At 49.1% G+C, this 16006-nt stretch carries 17 protein-coding genes and 3 tRNA genes; 14 read left to right on the forward strand and 6 right to left on the reverse strand.

The annotated features are described in order from the left end of the window. Positions 1-232 (reverse strand): recombination-associated protein RdgC (gene rdgC, locus HMPREF3022_RS06910; RefSeq protein ID WP_168166417.1); only part of this gene is annotated, 232 nt, incomplete at its 3' end. A gap of 133 nt (positions 233-365) precedes the next feature. Between rdgC and HMPREF3022_RS06915 the strand changes: the two genes are divergently transcribed. Together HMPREF3022_RS06915 and serS are read left to right on the forward strand one after the other, a co-directional pair. Beyond that, positions 366-441 (forward strand) — tRNA-Glu (locus HMPREF3022_RS06915). 125 nt (positions 442-566) lie between these two features. After that, on the forward strand, positions 567-1862 hold the full coding sequence (gene serS, locus HMPREF3022_RS06920) for a serine--tRNA ligase (protein ID WP_049332061.1): 1296 nt from the start codon (positions 567-569) through the stop codon (positions 1860-1862). 65 nt (positions 1863-1927) lie between these two features. Here the strand turns inward: serS and HMPREF3022_RS06925 are convergent, their stop codons facing one another. The 3 genes from HMPREF3022_RS06925 to HMPREF3022_RS06935 form a co-directional block, all read right to left on the reverse strand. Further along, on the reverse strand, positions 1928-2167 hold the full coding sequence (locus HMPREF3022_RS06925) for a putative hemolysin (protein ID WP_049332059.1): 240 nt from the start codon (positions 2165-2167) through the stop codon (positions 1928-1930). Between the two features lie 130 nt (positions 2168-2297). Beyond that, complete coding sequence (locus tag HMPREF3022_RS06930) at positions 2298-3101, reverse strand: basic amino acid ABC transporter substrate-binding protein (RefSeq protein WP_049332057.1); 804 nt, start codon at positions 3099-3101, stop codon at positions 2298-2300. A gap of 76 nt (positions 3102-3177) precedes the next feature. Beyond that, positions 3178-3429, reverse strand: a complete 252-nt coding sequence (locus HMPREF3022_RS06935; RefSeq protein ID WP_003680526.1) for an NGO1151 family protein — start codon at positions 3427-3429, stop codon at positions 3178-3180. Between the two features lie 161 nt (positions 3430-3590). Between HMPREF3022_RS06935 and HMPREF3022_RS06940 the strand changes: the two genes are divergently transcribed. From HMPREF3022_RS06940 to HMPREF3022_RS06955, 4 genes are all read left to right on the forward strand, one after another. Next, positions 3591-4391: a hypothetical protein gene (locus HMPREF3022_RS06940; RefSeq protein ID WP_070765363.1), complete on the forward strand. Its 801-nt coding sequence runs from the start codon at positions 3591-3593 to the stop codon at positions 4389-4391. A 121-nt stretch (positions 4392-4512) separates the two neighbouring features. Continuing rightward, positions 4513-5073, forward strand: a complete 561-nt coding sequence (locus HMPREF3022_RS06945; protein WP_049332053.1) for a DUF3465 domain-containing protein — start codon at positions 4513-4515, stop codon at positions 5071-5073. A gap of 113 nt (positions 5074-5186) precedes the next feature. After that, on the forward strand, positions 5187-6356 hold the full coding sequence (gene metZ, locus HMPREF3022_RS06950; RefSeq protein ID WP_049332051.1) for an O-succinylhomoserine sulfhydrylase: 1170 nt from the start codon (positions 5187-5189) through the stop codon (positions 6354-6356). 89 nt (positions 6357-6445) lie between these two features. Continuing rightward, complete coding sequence (locus HMPREF3022_RS06955; RefSeq protein WP_003680520.1) at positions 6446-6652, forward strand: DUF2788 domain-containing protein; 207 nt, start codon at positions 6446-6448, stop codon at positions 6650-6652. 67 nt (positions 6653-6719) lie between these two features. Here HMPREF3022_RS06955 and HMPREF3022_RS06960 read toward each other — a convergent pair whose 3' ends face one another. Both HMPREF3022_RS06960 and HMPREF3022_RS06965 read right to left on the reverse strand, forming a co-directional pair. Beyond that, a complete protein-coding gene (locus HMPREF3022_RS06960; RefSeq protein WP_049332049.1) occupies positions 6720-7511 on the reverse strand; it encodes a Cof-type HAD-IIB family hydrolase in 792 nt (263 codons plus the stop codon). Positions 7512-7709: 198 nt separating this feature from the next. Continuing rightward, positions 7710-9101 (reverse strand): 3'-5' exonuclease family protein, encoded by a 1392-nt coding sequence (locus HMPREF3022_RS06965; RefSeq protein ID WP_049332047.1) that lies wholly within the window; start codon positions 9099-9101, stop codon positions 7710-7712. A gap of 115 nt (positions 9102-9216) precedes the next feature. On the opposite strand from HMPREF3022_RS06965, the gene HMPREF3022_RS06970 reads away from it, so the two are divergent. The 8 genes from HMPREF3022_RS06970 to HMPREF3022_RS07005 all read left to right on the forward strand — a co-directional run. Further along, a tRNA-Arg gene (locus HMPREF3022_RS06970) sits at positions 9217-9293 on the forward strand. A 12-nt stretch (positions 9294-9305) separates the two neighbouring features. Next, positions 9306-9380 (forward strand) — tRNA-Glu (locus tag HMPREF3022_RS06975). A gap of 169 nt (positions 9381-9549) precedes the next feature. After that, on the forward strand, positions 9550-11775 hold the full coding sequence (locus HMPREF3022_RS06980; RefSeq protein WP_070765364.1) for a DNA internalization-related competence protein ComEC/Rec2: 2226 nt from the start codon (positions 9550-9552) through the stop codon (positions 11773-11775). Between the two features lie 304 nt (positions 11776-12079). After that, positions 12080-12700: a phosphoribosylanthranilate isomerase gene (locus HMPREF3022_RS06985; protein ID WP_004520055.1), complete on the forward strand. Its 621-nt coding sequence runs from the start codon at positions 12080-12082 to the stop codon at positions 12698-12700. A 36-nt stretch (positions 12701-12736) separates the two neighbouring features. Then, entirely contained in the window at positions 12737-13339 is a 603-nt protein-coding gene (locus tag HMPREF3022_RS06990; protein WP_049332118.1) for a DNA glycosylase, read from the forward strand. A 4-nt stretch (positions 13340-13343) separates the two neighbouring features. Beyond that, entirely contained in the window at positions 13344-13754 is a 411-nt protein-coding gene (locus tag HMPREF3022_RS06995; RefSeq protein WP_049332120.1) for a hypothetical protein, read from the forward strand. A gap of 112 nt (positions 13755-13866) precedes the next feature. Further along, complete coding sequence (gene trpB / locus HMPREF3022_RS07000) at positions 13867-15069, forward strand: tryptophan synthase subunit beta (RefSeq protein ID WP_070765365.1); 1203 nt, start codon at positions 13867-13869, stop codon at positions 15067-15069. 193 nt (positions 15070-15262) lie between these two features. Next, the coding region (locus HMPREF3022_RS07005; RefSeq protein WP_070765366.1) for a DMT family transporter at positions 15263-16006 on the forward strand (744 nt) is incomplete at its 3' end.

The following is a 16006-nucleotide window of genomic DNA, read 5'->3' on the forward strand; positions in this document are numbered from 1 at the left end:
TCACGCCGGCAGGCAGGACTTTTTCTTCTTTTTTCAAAGCAACGCGCCAAGTGTAATCGGCAGGAAAAACCAGCTCGGGCGAAAAGGAAACCGGCGTGGCAAAGCCTTCGCTAAACCAGTCCAAACCCTGACAATGGGCAAATTCGGATTGCGCCAATTTGTCGGCAAGGACTTCCAATTCGGGCAACTTGTCTTTGTTGAGCGGATAAAAACTGATTTGCTTAAACCACATGGCGAGTTTTCCTTTTTATTAAAACCGGCATTATACAGGGAAAATAACATACGGAAATCGGCAGTATCTTTAAAAATGCAGTAAAGGCGTTGACAGAAGAAAAGGCTTTCTGTATAGTTCGCGCTTCGGTTACGCGCCCATCGTCTAGAGGCCTAGGACACTGCCCTTTCACGGCGGCAACCGGGGTTCGAATCCCCGTGGGCGTGCCAGGATTCTTAAAAAACGCTCCTGCTTTTTGCAGGGGCGTTTTTTGTTTTCAGACGGCCTGTCGCTGTGAAAATATCTTTAAATTGGTTTACAATAATGCCATTCTGAATCTTAACGAGAGAAAACAATGTTAGACATCCAATTGCTCCGCAGCAATACCGCCGCAGTTGCCGAACGTTTGGCCGCACGCGGTTATGAGTTTGATACCGCGCGTTTTAACGCTTTGGAAGAGCAACGCAAAGCTGTTCAAGTGAAAACAGAAGAGTTGCAGGCTTCGCGCAACAGTATTTCCAAACAGATCGGCGCGTTGAAAGGCCAAAGCAAACACGAAGAAGCTCAAGCTGCGATGGATCAGGTTGCTCAAATCAAAGTGGATTTGGAGCAGGCTGCCGCTGATTTGGATGCTGTTCAGAAAGAATTGGACGCATGGTTGTTGACCATTCCGAACCTGCCGCACGAAAGTGTGCCTGTCGGTAAAGACGAAACTGAAAACGTTGAAGTCCGCAAAGTCGGCACGCCGCGAGAATTTGACTTTGAAATCAAAGACCATGTTGATTTGGGCGAGCCTTTGGGTTTGGATTTTGAAGGCGGTGCGAAGCTGTCAGGCGCGCGCTTTACCGTGATGAAAGGCCAAATCGCCCGCCTGCATCGCGCTTTGGCTCAGTTTATGCTGGATACGCACACGCTGAAACATGGCTATACCGAACATTACACGCCTTACATTGTGGATGATCTGACCCTGCAGGGCACAGGCCAACTACCTAAATTTGCAGAAGATTTGTTCCACGTTACCCGCGGCGGTGACGAGAGCAAGAAAACGCAATATCTGATTCCGACCGCCGAAGTAACGCTGACCAATACTGTTGCCGACAGCATCGTAGCCGGCAGCGATTTGCCGTTGAAATTGACTGCGCATTCCCCATGTTTCCGCTCCGAAGCGGGTGCATACGGTAAAGACGTGCGCGGTTTGATTCGCCAACACCAATTCGACAAAGTGGAAATGGTGCAAATCGTTCATCCGGAAAAATCATACGAAGCGCTGGAAGAAATGGTCGGACACGCTGAAAATATTTTGAAAGCGTTGGAACTGCCATACCGCGTGATCACTTTGTGTACCGGCGACATGGGCTTCGGCGCAACCAAAACCTACGACTTGGAAGTTTGGGTTCCTGCGCAAAATACTTATCGTGAAATTTCCAGCTGCTCCAACTGCGAAGATTTCCAAGCACGCCGCATGAAAGCGCGTTTCAAAGATGAAAACGGTAAAAACCGTTTGGTACATACTTTGAACGGCTCAGGCTTGGCTGTCGGCCGTACTTTGGTGGCGGTATTGGAAAACCATCAAAATGCCGACGGCAGCATTAATGTTCCTGCTGCGTTGCAACCGTATATGGGCGGGGTGACCAAATTGGAAGTAAAATAATCGTTGTTTAAATAAAAAGGCCGTCTGAAACTTGGGTTCAGACGGCCTTTTCTATGATTGAACAATTATTTGTTGTGCTGACGGAAATATTCCCATTCTTCAACGACTTTACCGTCAGGCAAGTGGCACACGCCGTATTCGCCACCGTCTTTGTCTTTTTTGATTTCGGATTTGCCGCCTTGTTTGACGCAGAATTCGGAAGCCGGATTGGCCACGCCGACGTTAGGAGATTCTTGTTTTTCAGAAGCGGAGCAGGCGGCCAAAGCAGTTGCGGCAGCGAGACTGAGGATAACGGGTTTGATCATGGCGTGTCTTTCATTTGAAGGATAAAAACAAGCGGATTATAGGGGGCGCTTGCGTTTAATGGCGTTAACCAGATTAAAGGCCGTCTGAAAAATTTTCAGACGGCCTTTAGTTTAAGAAGTCATACCAGAATTATTTGGCTGCTTCGGCTTTTTCGCCTTCTTTAGCAAAGTATTTGGCGTAAATTTTGTCGTATTCGCCACTTTCGCGTACTTTTTTCAGCGCATCGTTCAACATTTTGATGGTGGCTTCGTCGCCTTTGCGTGCAGCGATACCGTAGTTTTCGATGGTGAAGTCAGGCAGGGAGATGAAATCCAAGCCTTTAGTCGGGTTGTTTTTCACATAGTTGGCAATAACCGCGCTGTCGCTAACTACGGAATCCAGGCCGCCGTTTTCCAATTCTTTGATAATCAGGGGAACGCTTTCAAAGCGGGCGATTTTCGGATTGTCGTTGCCCAAGAGTTTGGAAACGGAGAAGTCGCCGGTGTAGCCGGTTACCACGCCGACTTTGGCCATGTTTTTCAGGTCTTCGGAAGAGGCTACTTTTTTGCCTTTTGGAACGAGGACAACTTGGGTGATTTCAAAGTATGGATCGCTGAAGAGCATGCTTTGTTTGCGGTCGTCAGTGATGGTTACGCCGGACATAACGATGTCCACGTCGCCGTTGTTCAAAGAAGGGAAGAGGCTTTCCCATGGCTGGTGTTTGAATTCGACTTTGAAGTTGCCGGCTTTAGCCATGGCATTCATCAAGTCAACGTCAAAACCTTCCACTTTGCCTGCAGAATCCAAAGATTCAAATGGGGCAAACTCGGCGTTGGAGCCGACACGGTACACTTTATCGGCAGGAGCAGAAGCATTGTTGCTTTGACCGCCGCAGGCAGTCAGGGCAAGGGCGGAACAAGCGAGGGCAGTGGCCAGCCATTTTTTCATGTTCATGATATGTGCTTTCTTAATAAAATGTTAACGGATAAAATCTTAGTTTAGCATAATTTTGCGAACATGCTAGCCGAAATCAGTGGTCTTTTTCTCGGAAAAATGCGTAGGTTACGTCATGGAAGAGGTCGGTATGCGGACTGTCTTCGTAGCTCAATTCCGCCAACGCATCTTCAAAGGCAAGCTGGATGGATTCTACGGCATCGTTGGCCATGTCGGAGGGCAGGGAGCGGATAAGGCCTTTGAGTGCGGTGGCGAGGACGTGGTTTTGCATACGCAAAGCGTCGTTGGCCTCTTCCAGATATTCGAGGCGTTGTTCGATGCTGCTCATGATGTATCCTTGAGTATTAAATAAAATAGTGATTATATAGTGAATTAATATTAAAATGTGACGCTTGCGCCGGCTTGCCGGATATGTCCAACCATCGGCCGCAGTTCAAGTGTTTTTTGTTTGAATGCGGTTCACAATAAAAATGAAAAAACGAGATTATTATGGAAAACAACCGTCTTGACCCTACAGCCCTCGAGGAAGAAGACCTGAATTGGGAAAAACGCCTGGAAAGATTGCGTCAGGCACGACAATTCAATACTGCGCCGACTCATGCGCCATTGGTCAAAAAATCGGACGAAGCTGTCGATACCGCGACCAAAACCACGTCTAAAAAAGAATATAAACTGGATGCCGGCAATCGTGAAAAAGTGCTGGAAGAGTATTTGTACCGCTGGCAGTTGGAACACAATACTGCCTTGGCCGACGATGGCGAAGCAGTGGAAACCGATGCGATGGTAGTTTTGCAGGACAACTGGTTGAGTGCGCAATCGGCATTGCAGGCTGCGGCTTCAGAGCGTCATATTGAATCAACGCGAACCGTCAGACTAAATCCGAAATCAGGTGCCGTAGATTTTGATATGCCTGAAGTGGAAGAAACTGAAAAACCGGAAAATGATGATGCGGAAGCGGCTGAAGAGGCGGTTTCAGACGGCCTTGAGCAAGAACCGGCTATCAATGTCCATATCAATGTATTGAACCCGCAGGCGATCGGTCGTCGGGAAGTATTCTGCGTTTCTGAAAAAGATTTGACCGAGCGTCTGATTAAGCGGTTGCGCCCCCATGTGGCCGATGCGGTCAATGGCATGATTCGGATTGCCGTGCAAAAACAAATGGCCTTGTTCACTTACCAGTTGCAGCAAATGCTGAACGAGCAGGCGCCGGGCTTGGTGGAGGATGTATTGGAACACAACGTCAAACGTATTTTGGACGATATGAAGACTGAAATGAAATACCGCCGTTGAGTATCTGGGCCGTCTGAAAAGTTTCAGACGGCCTTCGGCGTAAAATTCCCTTAAAATTTTACGAAGCGTGTATAATAGCGACTCACGTTTTCGTGATAAATATCCTTTCTAAATAGTTGATATGCCCGATGCAGAATCGGGCATTTTTTTTGAGATTGTTATGAATAAAAATAAAATCATTGTATTGCTGATTGCTTTGGTTGCCGTATTTGCCTATAACAAAATGCAAAACAAGCAGCCGGTACAATCGCAGAATCAGCAGCAAATAGAAGCCGTTCAAAAACAAAATAATGCGGGTAAAAAGAATGCCGATACGGCTCAGCAGCAAATCGGTTCGGGTAAAGAATCAGCCGAAGCGGTTTTGAAACAGGCGTTTGAAAACGAGCAAAGCGATATTCAGGTTGAGGGCGAGGGTACGGTATGGAAAACCCTGCCGGATGACAACAAAGGCACGCGCCATCAACGCTTTATCTTGAAGCTTTCCAGCGGTCAAACGCTTTTGGTGGCGCATAATATCGATTTGGCCGGTAAAATCAAAGGCTTGAAAAAAGGTGATAAAGTAGCGTTTTACGGCGAATATGAATGGTCGGAGCAAGGCGGTGTTATCCATTGGACGCATCATGATCCGGCAGGCCGTCATGAAGACGGTTGGCTGAAGCACGGCGGACAGGTTTATCAATAATCGTTCAGACGGCCTCCTGCTTGAAAGATGACAGGAATAAGCGCAAAATGTTAACAAATTAAACAGGCGTATTGTTTACTGCGCCCATCGAAACATACGGTAGATTGAAAAAAATGAGTAAAAAACTTCATCCTCAAACGCTTGCCATCCGCAGTGGCAAAGAGCAAACCGAATATTATGAACACAATCAGGCTCTGTTTTTGACCAGCAGCTTCATGTGGGAAAACGCCCAACATGCGGCTGATTTGTTTTCTAAAAAAATCAAAGGTTTTACCTATACCCGTACAGCCAATCCGACTACTGCCGCCTTTGAGAAACGCATTGCCGCATTGGAAGGTGCAGAGCGCGCAGTGGCCACTTCGACCGGTATGTCCGCGATTCAAGCAGCGTTTTTTACCTTCTTGAAAGCCGGTGATCATGTTATTTCCAGCCGCAGTCTGTTTGGTACGACTGTCGGTTTTATCAATAATATCGTAACTAAGTTCGGCATCGAGGTCAGCCATGTATCGCCGGTTGATGTAGATGAATGGAAAGCGGCAATCAAGCCCAATACCAAACTGTTTTTCTTGGAAACCCCGTCCAACCCTTTGGGCGAAGTTGCCGATTTGGAAGCTTTGGCCGAACTAGTACACAGCATCGGCGCGCTTTTGGTGGTGGACAACAGCCTGTTGTCGTCCGTCGGTTCGCAGCCTTTGAAACACGGTGCGGATATTTCCGTTTCTTCCGCAACCAAAGCCATCGACGGCCACGGCCGCGTGATGGGTGGTGTGTTGGCCGGTTCGGAAGAATTGATGACGCAAGTTGCCATGTATTGCAACTCTTGCGGTTTGGCGATGTCTCCGTTTAACGCATGGCAGTTGTTGAGCGGTGTAGAAACCTTGTCGCTGCGTATGGAAAAACAGTTTGACAATGCGTTAAAAATCGCCCAATGGCTGCAACAACAGCCGCAAGTCCAAGCCGTGTACTACACTGGTTTGCCCGACCATCCGCAGGCAGAGCTTATCCGCAAGCAACAAAACGGTGGCGGCATCGTCATCGGCTTTGAAGTCGCCGACCAAGAAGCCGCATGGAAAGTCGTGGACGGCGTGGAGCTTTTCTCCCGTACTGCCAACCTCGGCGATGTGCGTTCAACCATCACCCATCCGTGGACAACCACGCACGGCCGGATGCAGCCTGAAGAAAAACTCGCCGCCAATATCCGCCCGGGCTTGATCCGCCTCTCTGTCGGTTTGGAATACATCGACGATTTGATTGATGATTTGCAACAAGCATTGAACAAATAATCTAAAAACAAATTTCAGACGGCCTTAAATTTTAATAGGCCGTCTGAAAGCAATTAAACACACATCTTAAGAATAAAAGGAAAAAAATAATGACTGAAGCAGAATTCGCCTCATGGGCAATGAAAATCCTACTGAGTGGCCTGATTATCTTTTTGGGCTTTATCGTTTGGAACTTGGGTAAAGAATCCAAAGCCGGCAAATTCGGCATTGCCATGCTCTTCTTGGTTTTGGGCTTGGGTGTGTTTGGGTTCGTATTTAAAGAATTGCTGATTAGTTTTTTGGTATTGCCGAAGTAGGCAGGAAGTTTATTGATAGAACAAGGCCGTCTGAAAAAATGTTCAGACGGCCTTTTGATTTGATGTTTTAAATTACGCCCAATTCTTGCAAGCCGCGCAAGACGCCGTCTTCATCAACACTTGGGCAGACGAATTGTGCGGCCGCTTTGGCTGCTTCTTCGCCATTGTCCATGGCAACGCCAAAGCCGACGGTTGACAGCATTTCCAAGTCGTTGAAGCTGTCGCCGAACGCCATTACTTTGCTCATATCAATCCCCAGTTTTTCCACTGCGTGGGCGATGCCCCGTGCTTTTGAACCTTCTTTGCGCAGCAGGTCCACAGCATATTCATGCCAGCGGACGGATTTGAAGCCGTGTTGTTGGGTCAGGGGTTGCAGGATTTTTTCTTCTTCCTTATCCACAAAGACCAACATTTGATAAACAGGCTGTTTGCGGAAATATTCTTTGTCCGTCAGGAAGTTGGGCAGGATATGCGATAAGCCTTCGACAACGCGCGGCGAATGGGAGGAAACGGCAATTTCTTGGTTGTTGACGAATGCGTAGTCTATTTTGTGTTGTTCAAGCAGGTTGATGGCGGTTTCTATGTCGGCAATGTCCAATGGGTAGCTTTGCAGGGGTTTGCCGCGAAAGGAAATATATTGGCCGTTGATGGTAACGAGCATGTCGATACCGCATTCTTGAATCAAGGCTTTGACTTTGGCGGGAATGGCGGCTTCCGGACGGCCGGTGGCAATGGCAGTTAAAATGCCTTTGGCTTTTAATGCGCGCATGGCTTGGGCAACCGAAGGACGTAAGGTATCTGTGTATTTTCGGTAGAGGGTGTCGTCGATGTCAAAGAAGATGATTTCAGGGTTGTTCATGGTTTACTCGTTGGGCTGGGTATACACAGCTTTCATTGAAAATTGTGTGAACAGCTTGTGTATAAATTGGTTTAGTATTTGATTGCTATTATAAAAATAAGTTCTGATTAAATTTTAGGCAGATTTTTATTTTGAGAATAAAGTGGAAAGTTATTCACAATAGGCCGTCTGAAGATTTGGTTTTCAGACGGCCTTGTTTTAAGCAATCAAACGGATATTTTCCTTGTCTTGCCTGAATTTGTTTTTAATCACAAGAGGCAGACTGCTGTCGAAATACCAGCTTCCATCAGGCAATGCCAACGCGCCGCCGGCGCAGAGCAGAGTAATGCTGTTTCCGGTCAGGGGATCGGTTTCGGTAATTTCAATTTCGTGCGCTTTGCCCCAATCGGTTACGGGGAGTAGGGCGGCCAGCTCGGTAATGCGTTGATTTTGATGTTTGATGCCGTTTGACTGGCGGCAGTTACCATTGCATTTTCCGACGGCCTCGACAGGGCAGGGTTCGCCTTTTGCGTAGCTGGTCGGCAAAATATTGAGCGAATCCGGGCAGAGTCTGTGTTCTTGCGACCATTGCGTCAAAGCGCGTTTGGCTGCTTTTTTGTGGGCAAACAAACCGTAAGGGCGCCAATTTCTGGTGCCGCTGTTTAACAAGACAATGCGTGCTTGAAGGCTGCCGTGTTCGTCAGCGATAAAGCGGACGGTAGAAAACGATGTGGACTTTTCAGACGGCATCAGTTGGTATTCCTGCATGGTCTGGGCTTTGAGCCATAATGTATGGAGCTGTCCGACTGCAGGAATAAAACGGATGGAGGTTGCGGCTTTGATGTGCGGCGGCAGTTTTTTGCTGTGCAGCAGGGTAGCGGTTTCACTGTATGCGCGTTCATGTGCTTCAATGGCTTGGGCTTTGCCGAAATGGTCAAACCAAACCAATACGCCGTAACTGTCGGGCAGGGCATAGAGCTGTTGGGCAAGCGAATCAGGCAGCCAAGTGGGCAACATTTTCGGATTCATCAATACACGGACGTGTTCGTCCCATTGTTGATGATTTTTTTCTGCCAGACTTAATTCGAGATAATCACACAATGCGGTAACATCGGTCATGGCGCGGTGGCGGTTGGCCGTCTGAATGCCGGTGCGTTCGATAATGCTGTCGAGGCTGTGTTTGTAAAACTCAGGATACAGGCGGCGCGACAGTTGAACTGTACAGAGCGAGGGTGCGGCAAAGTCAGTATGGATACGGGCAAACTCGTGGCGCAGGAAGGTGTAGTCAAAGCGGCTGTTGTGTGCAACAACCACTGCACCTTGCAACAGCGGCAACAAATCGGCTGCAATATCGGCAAAGACAGGCGCGTTTTTCACCGTTTCATCATGAATTCCGGTCAGTCTGGCAACAAATTCGGGAATGCTGCGGCAAGGATTGACCAATTGCTCGTAATGTGTGGCGCGTCCTTGCTCAAAACGAACAAGGGCGACTTCCGTTATCCTGTCTTGATAGAAATTTCCACCGGTCGTCTCCAAATCCACCACGACCACAGGCCGTCCCAAACGGGAAAATGCTTCGGATAAAAGCGGCCAGCGTGCGAAATCTGACATTTTATTCTCTGTAAATTCAATAGCAAATGCGCATTTTACACGCTGTCTGCAAGTTTTCCAAATAAAACGCTTGACAGTAAATAGTCCTCTCTTTATAATTCAAATCTTTCTTGATGCACCCGTAGCTCAGTTGGATAGAGTATCTGGCTACGAACCAGAGGGTCGGGCGTTCGAATCGCTCCGGGTGCGCCACAAGATTTATCCGCGCCCATCGTCTAGCGGTTAGGACATCGCCCTTTCACGGCGGTAACCGGGGTTCGATTCCCCGTGGGCGTGCCAGTTTATAAAAAAGCGCAATCTGTTTCGGATTGCGCTTTTTTGCGTCTATCGGTTTTGAAATGATTTGAACCTCTCTTTTTATCTACTAATACAGGTTGGCGTTTGTCATAATCTACTAAAAGCATTTATTATTACATATCTAATAATCATAATTTAAGGGAAAACGTTCATGGCGTGGCGGTTTGTGTTGCCTGCTTGGGTGGTTGGTGTAGTGCTTTCGTTTGCGTTGCCGTTTGTGCCGCCATGGTGGGCTTGGTTGTTTGTAATTATTGGCGCGCTTGCGTTGTGTCGAAAATTTGCTGTGGCTTGGTTGGTGCTGGCTGTTTGCGTGGGCATGGCGTTTGGTGTGTGGCGGACCGGGCTGGTGTTGGCCGGTCAATGGCCTGTAGGAGAGGTGACGGCTAAAGTTTTGACGGTTGAAGTGGCGGATATGCCGCGTGATGATGGTCGGCGCGTGCAGTTTGCGGCAAGGGCTTGGGATGAGCGTGGGCAGGCTTTTGATATGATGTTGTCGGATTATCAGCGGCGCGATTGGGCGGTGGGCAGCAGGTGGTCTGTATCGGCGCGGGTAAGACCGGTGATCGGTGAAGTGAATGTGCGCGGTTTGAATCGTGAAACATGGGCTTTGGCCAATGGTATCGATGGCATGGGTACTTTGGGGCGCGACAGGAAACTCGTGTGGCAAGGCGGCGGTTTCGGTTTGGCTAATATGCGTGATGCGGTAAGCCGAAGTTGGCAGGGAACGGTGGACAAATATCCTGAGTTTTCAGACGGCATAGGGCTGATGCGTGCTTTGAGTATTGGTGAGCAATCGGCGTTGCGGCCGCCTTTGTGGCAGGCATTCCGTCCTTTGGGGTTGACACACTTAGTCAGTATTTCGGGCTTGCATGTGACGATGGTGGCTGTATTGTTTGCCTGGCTAATCAAGCGAATTTTTCGTTATTTGCCGTGGATTCCGGCGCAACCGCGTGTGTGGATATTGGCTGGCGGTGTTGCCGGGGCTTTGTTTTATGCGCTTTTGGCCGGTTTTTCCGTACCGACGCAACGCAGTGTGTTGATGTTGGCTGCGTTTGCGTGGGCATGGTGGCGCGGCAGTGGCGGCTCGGGCTGGATGGCGTGGTGGCAGGCTTCGGCCGTTGTTTTGTTGTTGGACCCGTTGGCTGTATTGGGCGTGGGAACTTGGTTGTCTTTCGGCTTGGTTGCTGCTTTGATTTGGGCTTCATCAGGCCGTCTGAAAGAGTCGGGCTGGCGGTTGGCTGTACGGGGACAATGGGCGGCGACTGTATTGTCGGTGGTATTGCTGGGCTATTTGTTTGCTTCGTTACCTTTGTTCAGTCCGTTGGTTAATGCGCTGGCTATTCCTTGGTTTTCTTGGGTGTTGACACCGTTGGCTTTGCTGGGTTCGGTTTTTCCGTTTGAACTTGTTCAGTTGGTAGCGGCATTTTTGGCGGAATATACTTTACGCGGTTTGGTATGGTTGGCTACGGTATCGCCTGAATTTGCCGTCGCAGCGGCGCCTGTGCCTTTGCTGGTGTTGGCGATGATGGCGGCTTTGCTGTTATTGTTGCCTAAAGGTATGGGCTTAAAACCTTGGGCATGTCTGGTTTTATTGGGTTTTGTGTTTTACCGTCCTGCCAAGCTGGAGGAGGGGGTGGCAAGGGTTACGGTGATGGATGCAGGGCAAGGTTTGTCGGTGTTGATACAAACGCGTAACCGCAATCTTTTGTTTGATACGGGAACGGAGCAAGTGGCGCAAACAGGTATTGTGCCGAGTTTGAACGCCATGGGCGTGCGCCGTTTGGACAGCCTGATTTTGTCGCACCATGATATTGACCATGACGGTGGTTTTCAAAGTGTGGCGGCTGTCGGTGCTGATAAATTGCTTGCCGGACAACCTGAGTTTTATCCGAATGCAGAGTTTTGCCAAGAAGACAAATGGCAATGGGACGGCGTAGATTTCGAGTTGCTCAGGCCGTCTGAAAATACGGGCAAGGAAGATAACGACCAAAGCTGCGTATTGCGTGTCGTGGCAAACGGCAAAGCCTTGTTGATAACCGGCGATTTGGGCGTGAAGGGTGAGGCAGGTTTGATTGAGAAATACGGCAATGCGCTGTATAGCCAAGTGTTGGTATTGGGACATCACGGCAGCAGCACGGCTTCGTCAGGCAGCTTTCTGCATACGGTTTCGCCGCAATATGCCGTGGCATCCAGCGGCTATGCCAATGCCTACAAACATCCGACCGTTGCCGTACAAAATCGTGTCCGTGCGCACGGCATTACTTTGTTGAGAACGGATTTTTCAGGCGCGTTGGTGTTTGCTTTGGGGCAGGGCGATATATTTCAAGGCCGTCTGAAAAAGGATAAGTTTTATTGGCAGAAGAAACCGTTTGAGTAAAAAGGCTAAAAGGCCGCCTGCAAGACTTTTTCAGACGGCCTTAATGTTTTTCATTGACGGGCATTATCCAAATTTTGTGTGAATCCAATTGTGGATAGTTTGGTTTGATGTTTGATAATAAAGAATAAATTAATTGTGATGAAAAAATAGGCAGTTTAAGAATAGGGTAATAATTACAAAGTTATTAGTAATTATCGGCTGATGGTTGTTTTAAAGTTTAAGGCCGTTTGAACCTGATATTTCATGTTCAGACGGCCTTAAACTTATATAATATCCGACCCATCTGTTTAAAAAGGCAATCCCCATGAACACCATACGCACCAAAATTTGCGGTATTACCCGACCTGAAGACGCGCTGGCCGCAGCCGAATTGGGCGCGGATGCCATCGGGCTGGTGTTTTACGCCAAGAGTAAACGGGCAGTGAGTATTGAGCAGGCGCAGGCGGTTGTGAAAAATCTGCCGCCGTTTGTATCGGTGGTGGCCTTGTTTGTGAATGAAAACGAGCAAACCATCCGCGAGATTTTGCGTCAGGTGCCGATAGATGTGATTCAGTTTCACGGCGATGAAGACGATGATTTTTGCCGTCGGTTTGACCGCCCGTATTTGAAGGCTGTGCGCGTACAGTCCGCTGCCGATATTCAGACGGCCTGTGCCAAATTTCCGAATGCCCGCGCCTTGCTGTTTGATGCTTATCATCCGACCGAATACGGCGGTACGGGACAAAGTTTCGACTGGACCATGTTGCATGGTAATATCGGCAAACCGTGGATACTTGCCGGCGGATTGACTGCGGAAAACGTTGCCGAAGCGGTAAAAATCAGCGGCGCTGCGGCGGTGGATGTGTCCGGTGGCGTGGAAATCTCCGGCGGGGTTAAGAGCAGGGAGAAAATGGCGGCGTTTATTCAGGCAGTAAAGGCCGTCTGAAATTTTGTTTGAATTCAAAGCAACCGGAATACATATATGCAAGAGCCAATCGTTGAATCCCACCCCTTCGCAGCCTTGTTGCCGCCGCAGGCAACGGTCATGATGATGGGGACGTTTCCGCCTAAAGAAGAAAAACACGCGATGCAGTTTCATTATCCGAATTTTCAAAACGATATGTGGCGCGTGTATGGGCTGGTGTTTTTCGGTGATGCGGCGCATTTTCAAAAGCAGGGCGAAAAGGCGTTTGATGCCGATAAAATCAAAGCGTTTTTAAGTGAGAAGGGCATTGCATCCTGTCCGACTGTATTGAAGGCAATACGCGAGCATGGCAATGCTTCGGATAAGTTTTTGAAAGTGATAGAAACCGTCGATTTGGCAGCAGTATTGGCGCAAATGCCCAAGTGCCACCATCTTTGCACCACCGGCGGCAAGGCAACCGAAGTTTTGTTGGAGATTCAAGGCAGCGGCATGAAAATGCCGAAAACCGGCGAAACAGTGCCGTTCCCCTATGCAGGGCGTGAGTTGACCCTGACGCGCCTGCCTTCGACTTCGCGTGCCTATCCTTTGAGTTTGGCGAAAAAAGCGGCGACATATCGGGCTTTTTTTGAAATGGCTGGATTGACTGTTTTTCAGGAGTAGGGTGATGGACCGTTATGAAATTTCTTTAATGACGTTTATGGCTTTGTGGTGGCTTTTTAATGTCGTCTCAGTGTGGCTGAAGGCCAAACAATGGCATATAAAGGTATTGCTGGGCGGAACGCTTTTGTATGTGATACAAATATCTGCAGTCATTATGTCTGTTAACGGCCTTAATTGGATATTTTTGAACATAAGCACTGTAAATACCAATGAGTTGATTATTGCTTTGCTTGTGCTTAACTTTCTAGGTTGGTGGTTGCTGGCACTGTGGCTGGGGATGTTGGCATTAAAACTATGCCTGAGAAGCAAAAACGAAGAAAAACATATCGCGCCGCCGTTGGGTACGGCATTAGTTGCAACATCGAGCTGTACGCTGTTATTCCTATTTTGTCTGCTGATATTATTATTCAATTAGTTGCCGACAAGATGAATGGAAAACGGCTATAATTGCTGACAATTTTTACTTTCAGACGGCCTTTTACTGAATCAGGCCGTCTGAAACCATAAAACGAACAAGGAAAAATCCCATGAAAAATTATTACGCTCCCGACGAGAACGGCTTTTTCGGCGAACACGGCGGCCTGTACGTTTCCGAAACCCTGATTCCGGCATTGCAAGAATTGGCAGAAGCCTATAAAGCAGCGAAAGAAGATCCTTCATTTTGGGAAGAGTTCCGCCATGATTTGAAACACTATGTCGGCCGTCCCAGCCCTGTTTACCATGCCGCGCGATTGTCCGAGCATTTGGGCGGCGCACAAATCTGGCTGAAGCGTGAAGATTTGAACCACACCGGCGCGCACAAAGTCAACAACACCATCGGTCAGGCTCTGCTTGCCCGCCGCATGGGCAAAAAACGCGTGATTGCCGAAACCGGCGCGGGTCAGCATGGCGTGGCCTCCGCCACCGTTGCCGCACGCTTCGGCATGACTTGCGACGTGTACATGGGTGCAGACGATATCCAACGTCAAATGCCGAACGTGTTCCGCATGAAATTATTGGGTGCGAACGTGGTCAGCGTCGACAGCGGCAGCCGCACTTTGAAAGACGCGATGAACGAAGCCATGCGCGAATGGGTGGCGCGTGTGGACGATACGTTCTACATCATCGGTACTGCCGCAGGCCCTGCGCCGTATCCGGAAATGGTACGCGATTTCCAATGCGTGATCGGCAATGAAGCCAAAGAACAAATGTTGGAAGCCATCGGCCGCCAACCTGATGTTGCCGTTGCCTGCGTGGGCGGCGGATCGAACGCCATCGGTTTGTTCTACCCCTATATCGAAGAAGAAAACGTGCGTTTGATCGGCGTAGAAGCCGGTGGTTTGGGTGTGGATACGCCTGACCACGCCGCACCGATTACCAGCAAAGCCCCTATCGGCGTATTGCACGGTTTCCGCAGCTATTTGATGCAGGACGAAAACGGTCAAGTCTTGGGTACGCACTCCGTTTCCGCAGGCTTGGATTACCCAGGCATCGGCCCGGAACACAGCCATTTGAACGACATCAACCGCGTGGAATACACCGTTGCCAAAGATGACGAAGCACTCGAAGCCTTTGACTTGCTCTGCCGTTTCGAGGGCATTATTCCTGCGCTGGAATCCAGCCATGCCGTTGCTTGGGCGGTGAAAAACGCGCCGAAAATGAGCAAAGACCAAGTGATTTTGGTCAACCTCTCCGGTCGCGGCGATAAAGATATTAATACCGTAGCAAAACTCAAAGGCATTGAGTTGTAAGCCTTATTGATTGAGCAGTAAAGGCCGTCTGAAAAAGCTGGATTTCAGTCTTTCAGACGGCCTTTGTTTCCATAATGATCAGCGTAGTATTTTATCCGCGCAAATTCTATCAAGTATCGGCGGCTAAGGAAATTTATCCTTCCAAACCGATCTTGTACGCTTTCTAAACCAATTATTCAAGTTATCCATCACCATGAAACATTTAGCAATCCATCTAAAACTATTGGGCATGGCGGCGTTTTGGGGCGCATCTTGGCCGATGGGGCGGATGCTGGGACAGGCGCTGCCGCCTTTAACGGGCGGTATGCTGCGCTTTTTGACGGCGGCAATTTTGCTTTTGGGCTGGCTGTTTGCACGGTATCGATTGCGTACTTTGGCGGTTTTGTCGCGCAAACAATGGCTTGGATTGGCACTGGCGGCGGCATTCGGCGTATTTGGTTTTACCGTATTGTCTATGCTGGGTTTGCAGCGGATTCCTGCTTCAAGGGCGACGGTGTTGGTTACGTTTAATCCAGTGCTGACGATGTTTTTTGCGGCTTTGCTGTTTGGTGAGAAGCTCAACGGCAAGATTGTGTTGGGTATGTTGTTGGCAGTGGCAGGCTCGATATGGGCGGTCACACATGGCGAGATTGCGGCATTTTTGTCGGGCGGCGGCATAGGGTGGGGCGAAGTGCTGGTGTTTTTCAGCCTTTGCTGCTTGGTCACTTATACGATGATAGGCAGGGCGGTGTTGCAGGGGATTGATGCGCTGACGGTTACCGTGGCCACCGCTTGGCTGGGTGCAATGATGTTGCTGCCGCCTGCGCTGATTTCAGACGGCCTGCCGTTTGGTATGCTTGCCGAAATGGACGGCAGGGGCTGGTTTTCTTTGATTGGCCTGTCTGTCGGCGCAACGGTCTTAAGCTATGCGTGGTATTTTGAAGGCGTGAAGACTTTG

Source organism: Neisseria sp. HMSC065C04 (genome assembly GCF_001815375.1).
Lineage (GTDB): Bacteria > Pseudomonadota > Gammaproteobacteria > Burkholderiales > Neisseriaceae > Neisseria > Neisseria flavescens_D.

Bases quoted from the DNA above. Each gene is read 5' to 3' on its own strand.
- HMPREF3022_RS06980 (WP_070765364.1), top strand. From the start codon at position 9,550: ATGGCGTGGCGGTTTGTGTTGCCTGCTTGGGTGGTTGGTGTAGTGCTT.
- HMPREF3022_RS06985 (WP_004520055.1), top strand. From the start codon at position 12,080: ATGAACACCATACGCACCAAAATTTGCGGTATTACCCGACCTGAAGAC.
- HMPREF3022_RS06945 (WP_049332053.1), top strand. From the start codon at position 4,513: ATGCCCGATGCAGAATCGGGCATTTTTTTTGAGATTGTTATGAATAAA.
- HMPREF3022_RS06960 (WP_049332049.1), bottom strand. From the start codon at position 7,511: ATGAACAACCCTGAAATCATCTTCTTTGACATCGACGACACCCTCTAC.
- HMPREF3022_RS06930 (WP_049332057.1), bottom strand. From the start codon at position 3,101: ATGAACATGAAAAAATGGCTGGCCACTGCCCTCGCTTGTTCCGCCCTT.
- metZ (WP_049332051.1), top strand. From the start codon at position 5,187: ATGAGTAAAAAACTTCATCCTCAAACGCTTGCCATCCGCAGTGGCAAA.
- serS (WP_049332061.1), top strand. From the start codon at position 567: ATGTTAGACATCCAATTGCTCCGCAGCAATACCGCCGCAGTTGCCGAA.
- HMPREF3022_RS06990 (WP_049332118.1), top strand. From the start codon at position 12,737: ATGCAAGAGCCAATCGTTGAATCCCACCCCTTCGCAGCCTTGTTGCCG.
- HMPREF3022_RS06955 (WP_003680520.1), top strand. From the start codon at position 6,446: ATGACTGAAGCAGAATTCGCCTCATGGGCAATGAAAATCCTACTGAGT.
- HMPREF3022_RS06995 (WP_049332120.1), top strand. From the start codon at position 13,344: ATGGACCGTTATGAAATTTCTTTAATGACGTTTATGGCTTTGTGGTGG.
- HMPREF3022_RS06940 (WP_070765363.1), top strand. From the start codon at position 3,591: ATGGAAAACAACCGTCTTGACCCTACAGCCCTCGAGGAAGAAGACCTG.
- HMPREF3022_RS06925 (WP_049332059.1), bottom strand. From the start codon at position 2,167: ATGATCAAACCCGTTATCCTCAGTCTCGCTGCCGCAACTGCTTTGGCC.
- HMPREF3022_RS06935 (WP_003680526.1), bottom strand. From the start codon at position 3,429: ATGAGCAGCATCGAACAACGCCTCGAATATCTGGAAGAGGCCAACGAC.
- HMPREF3022_RS06965 (WP_049332047.1), bottom strand. From the start codon at position 9,101: ATGTCAGATTTCGCACGCTGGCCGCTTTTATCCGAAGCATTTTCCCGT.
- trpB (WP_070765365.1), top strand. From the start codon at position 13,867: ATGAAAAATTATTACGCTCCCGACGAGAACGGCTTTTTCGGCGAACAC.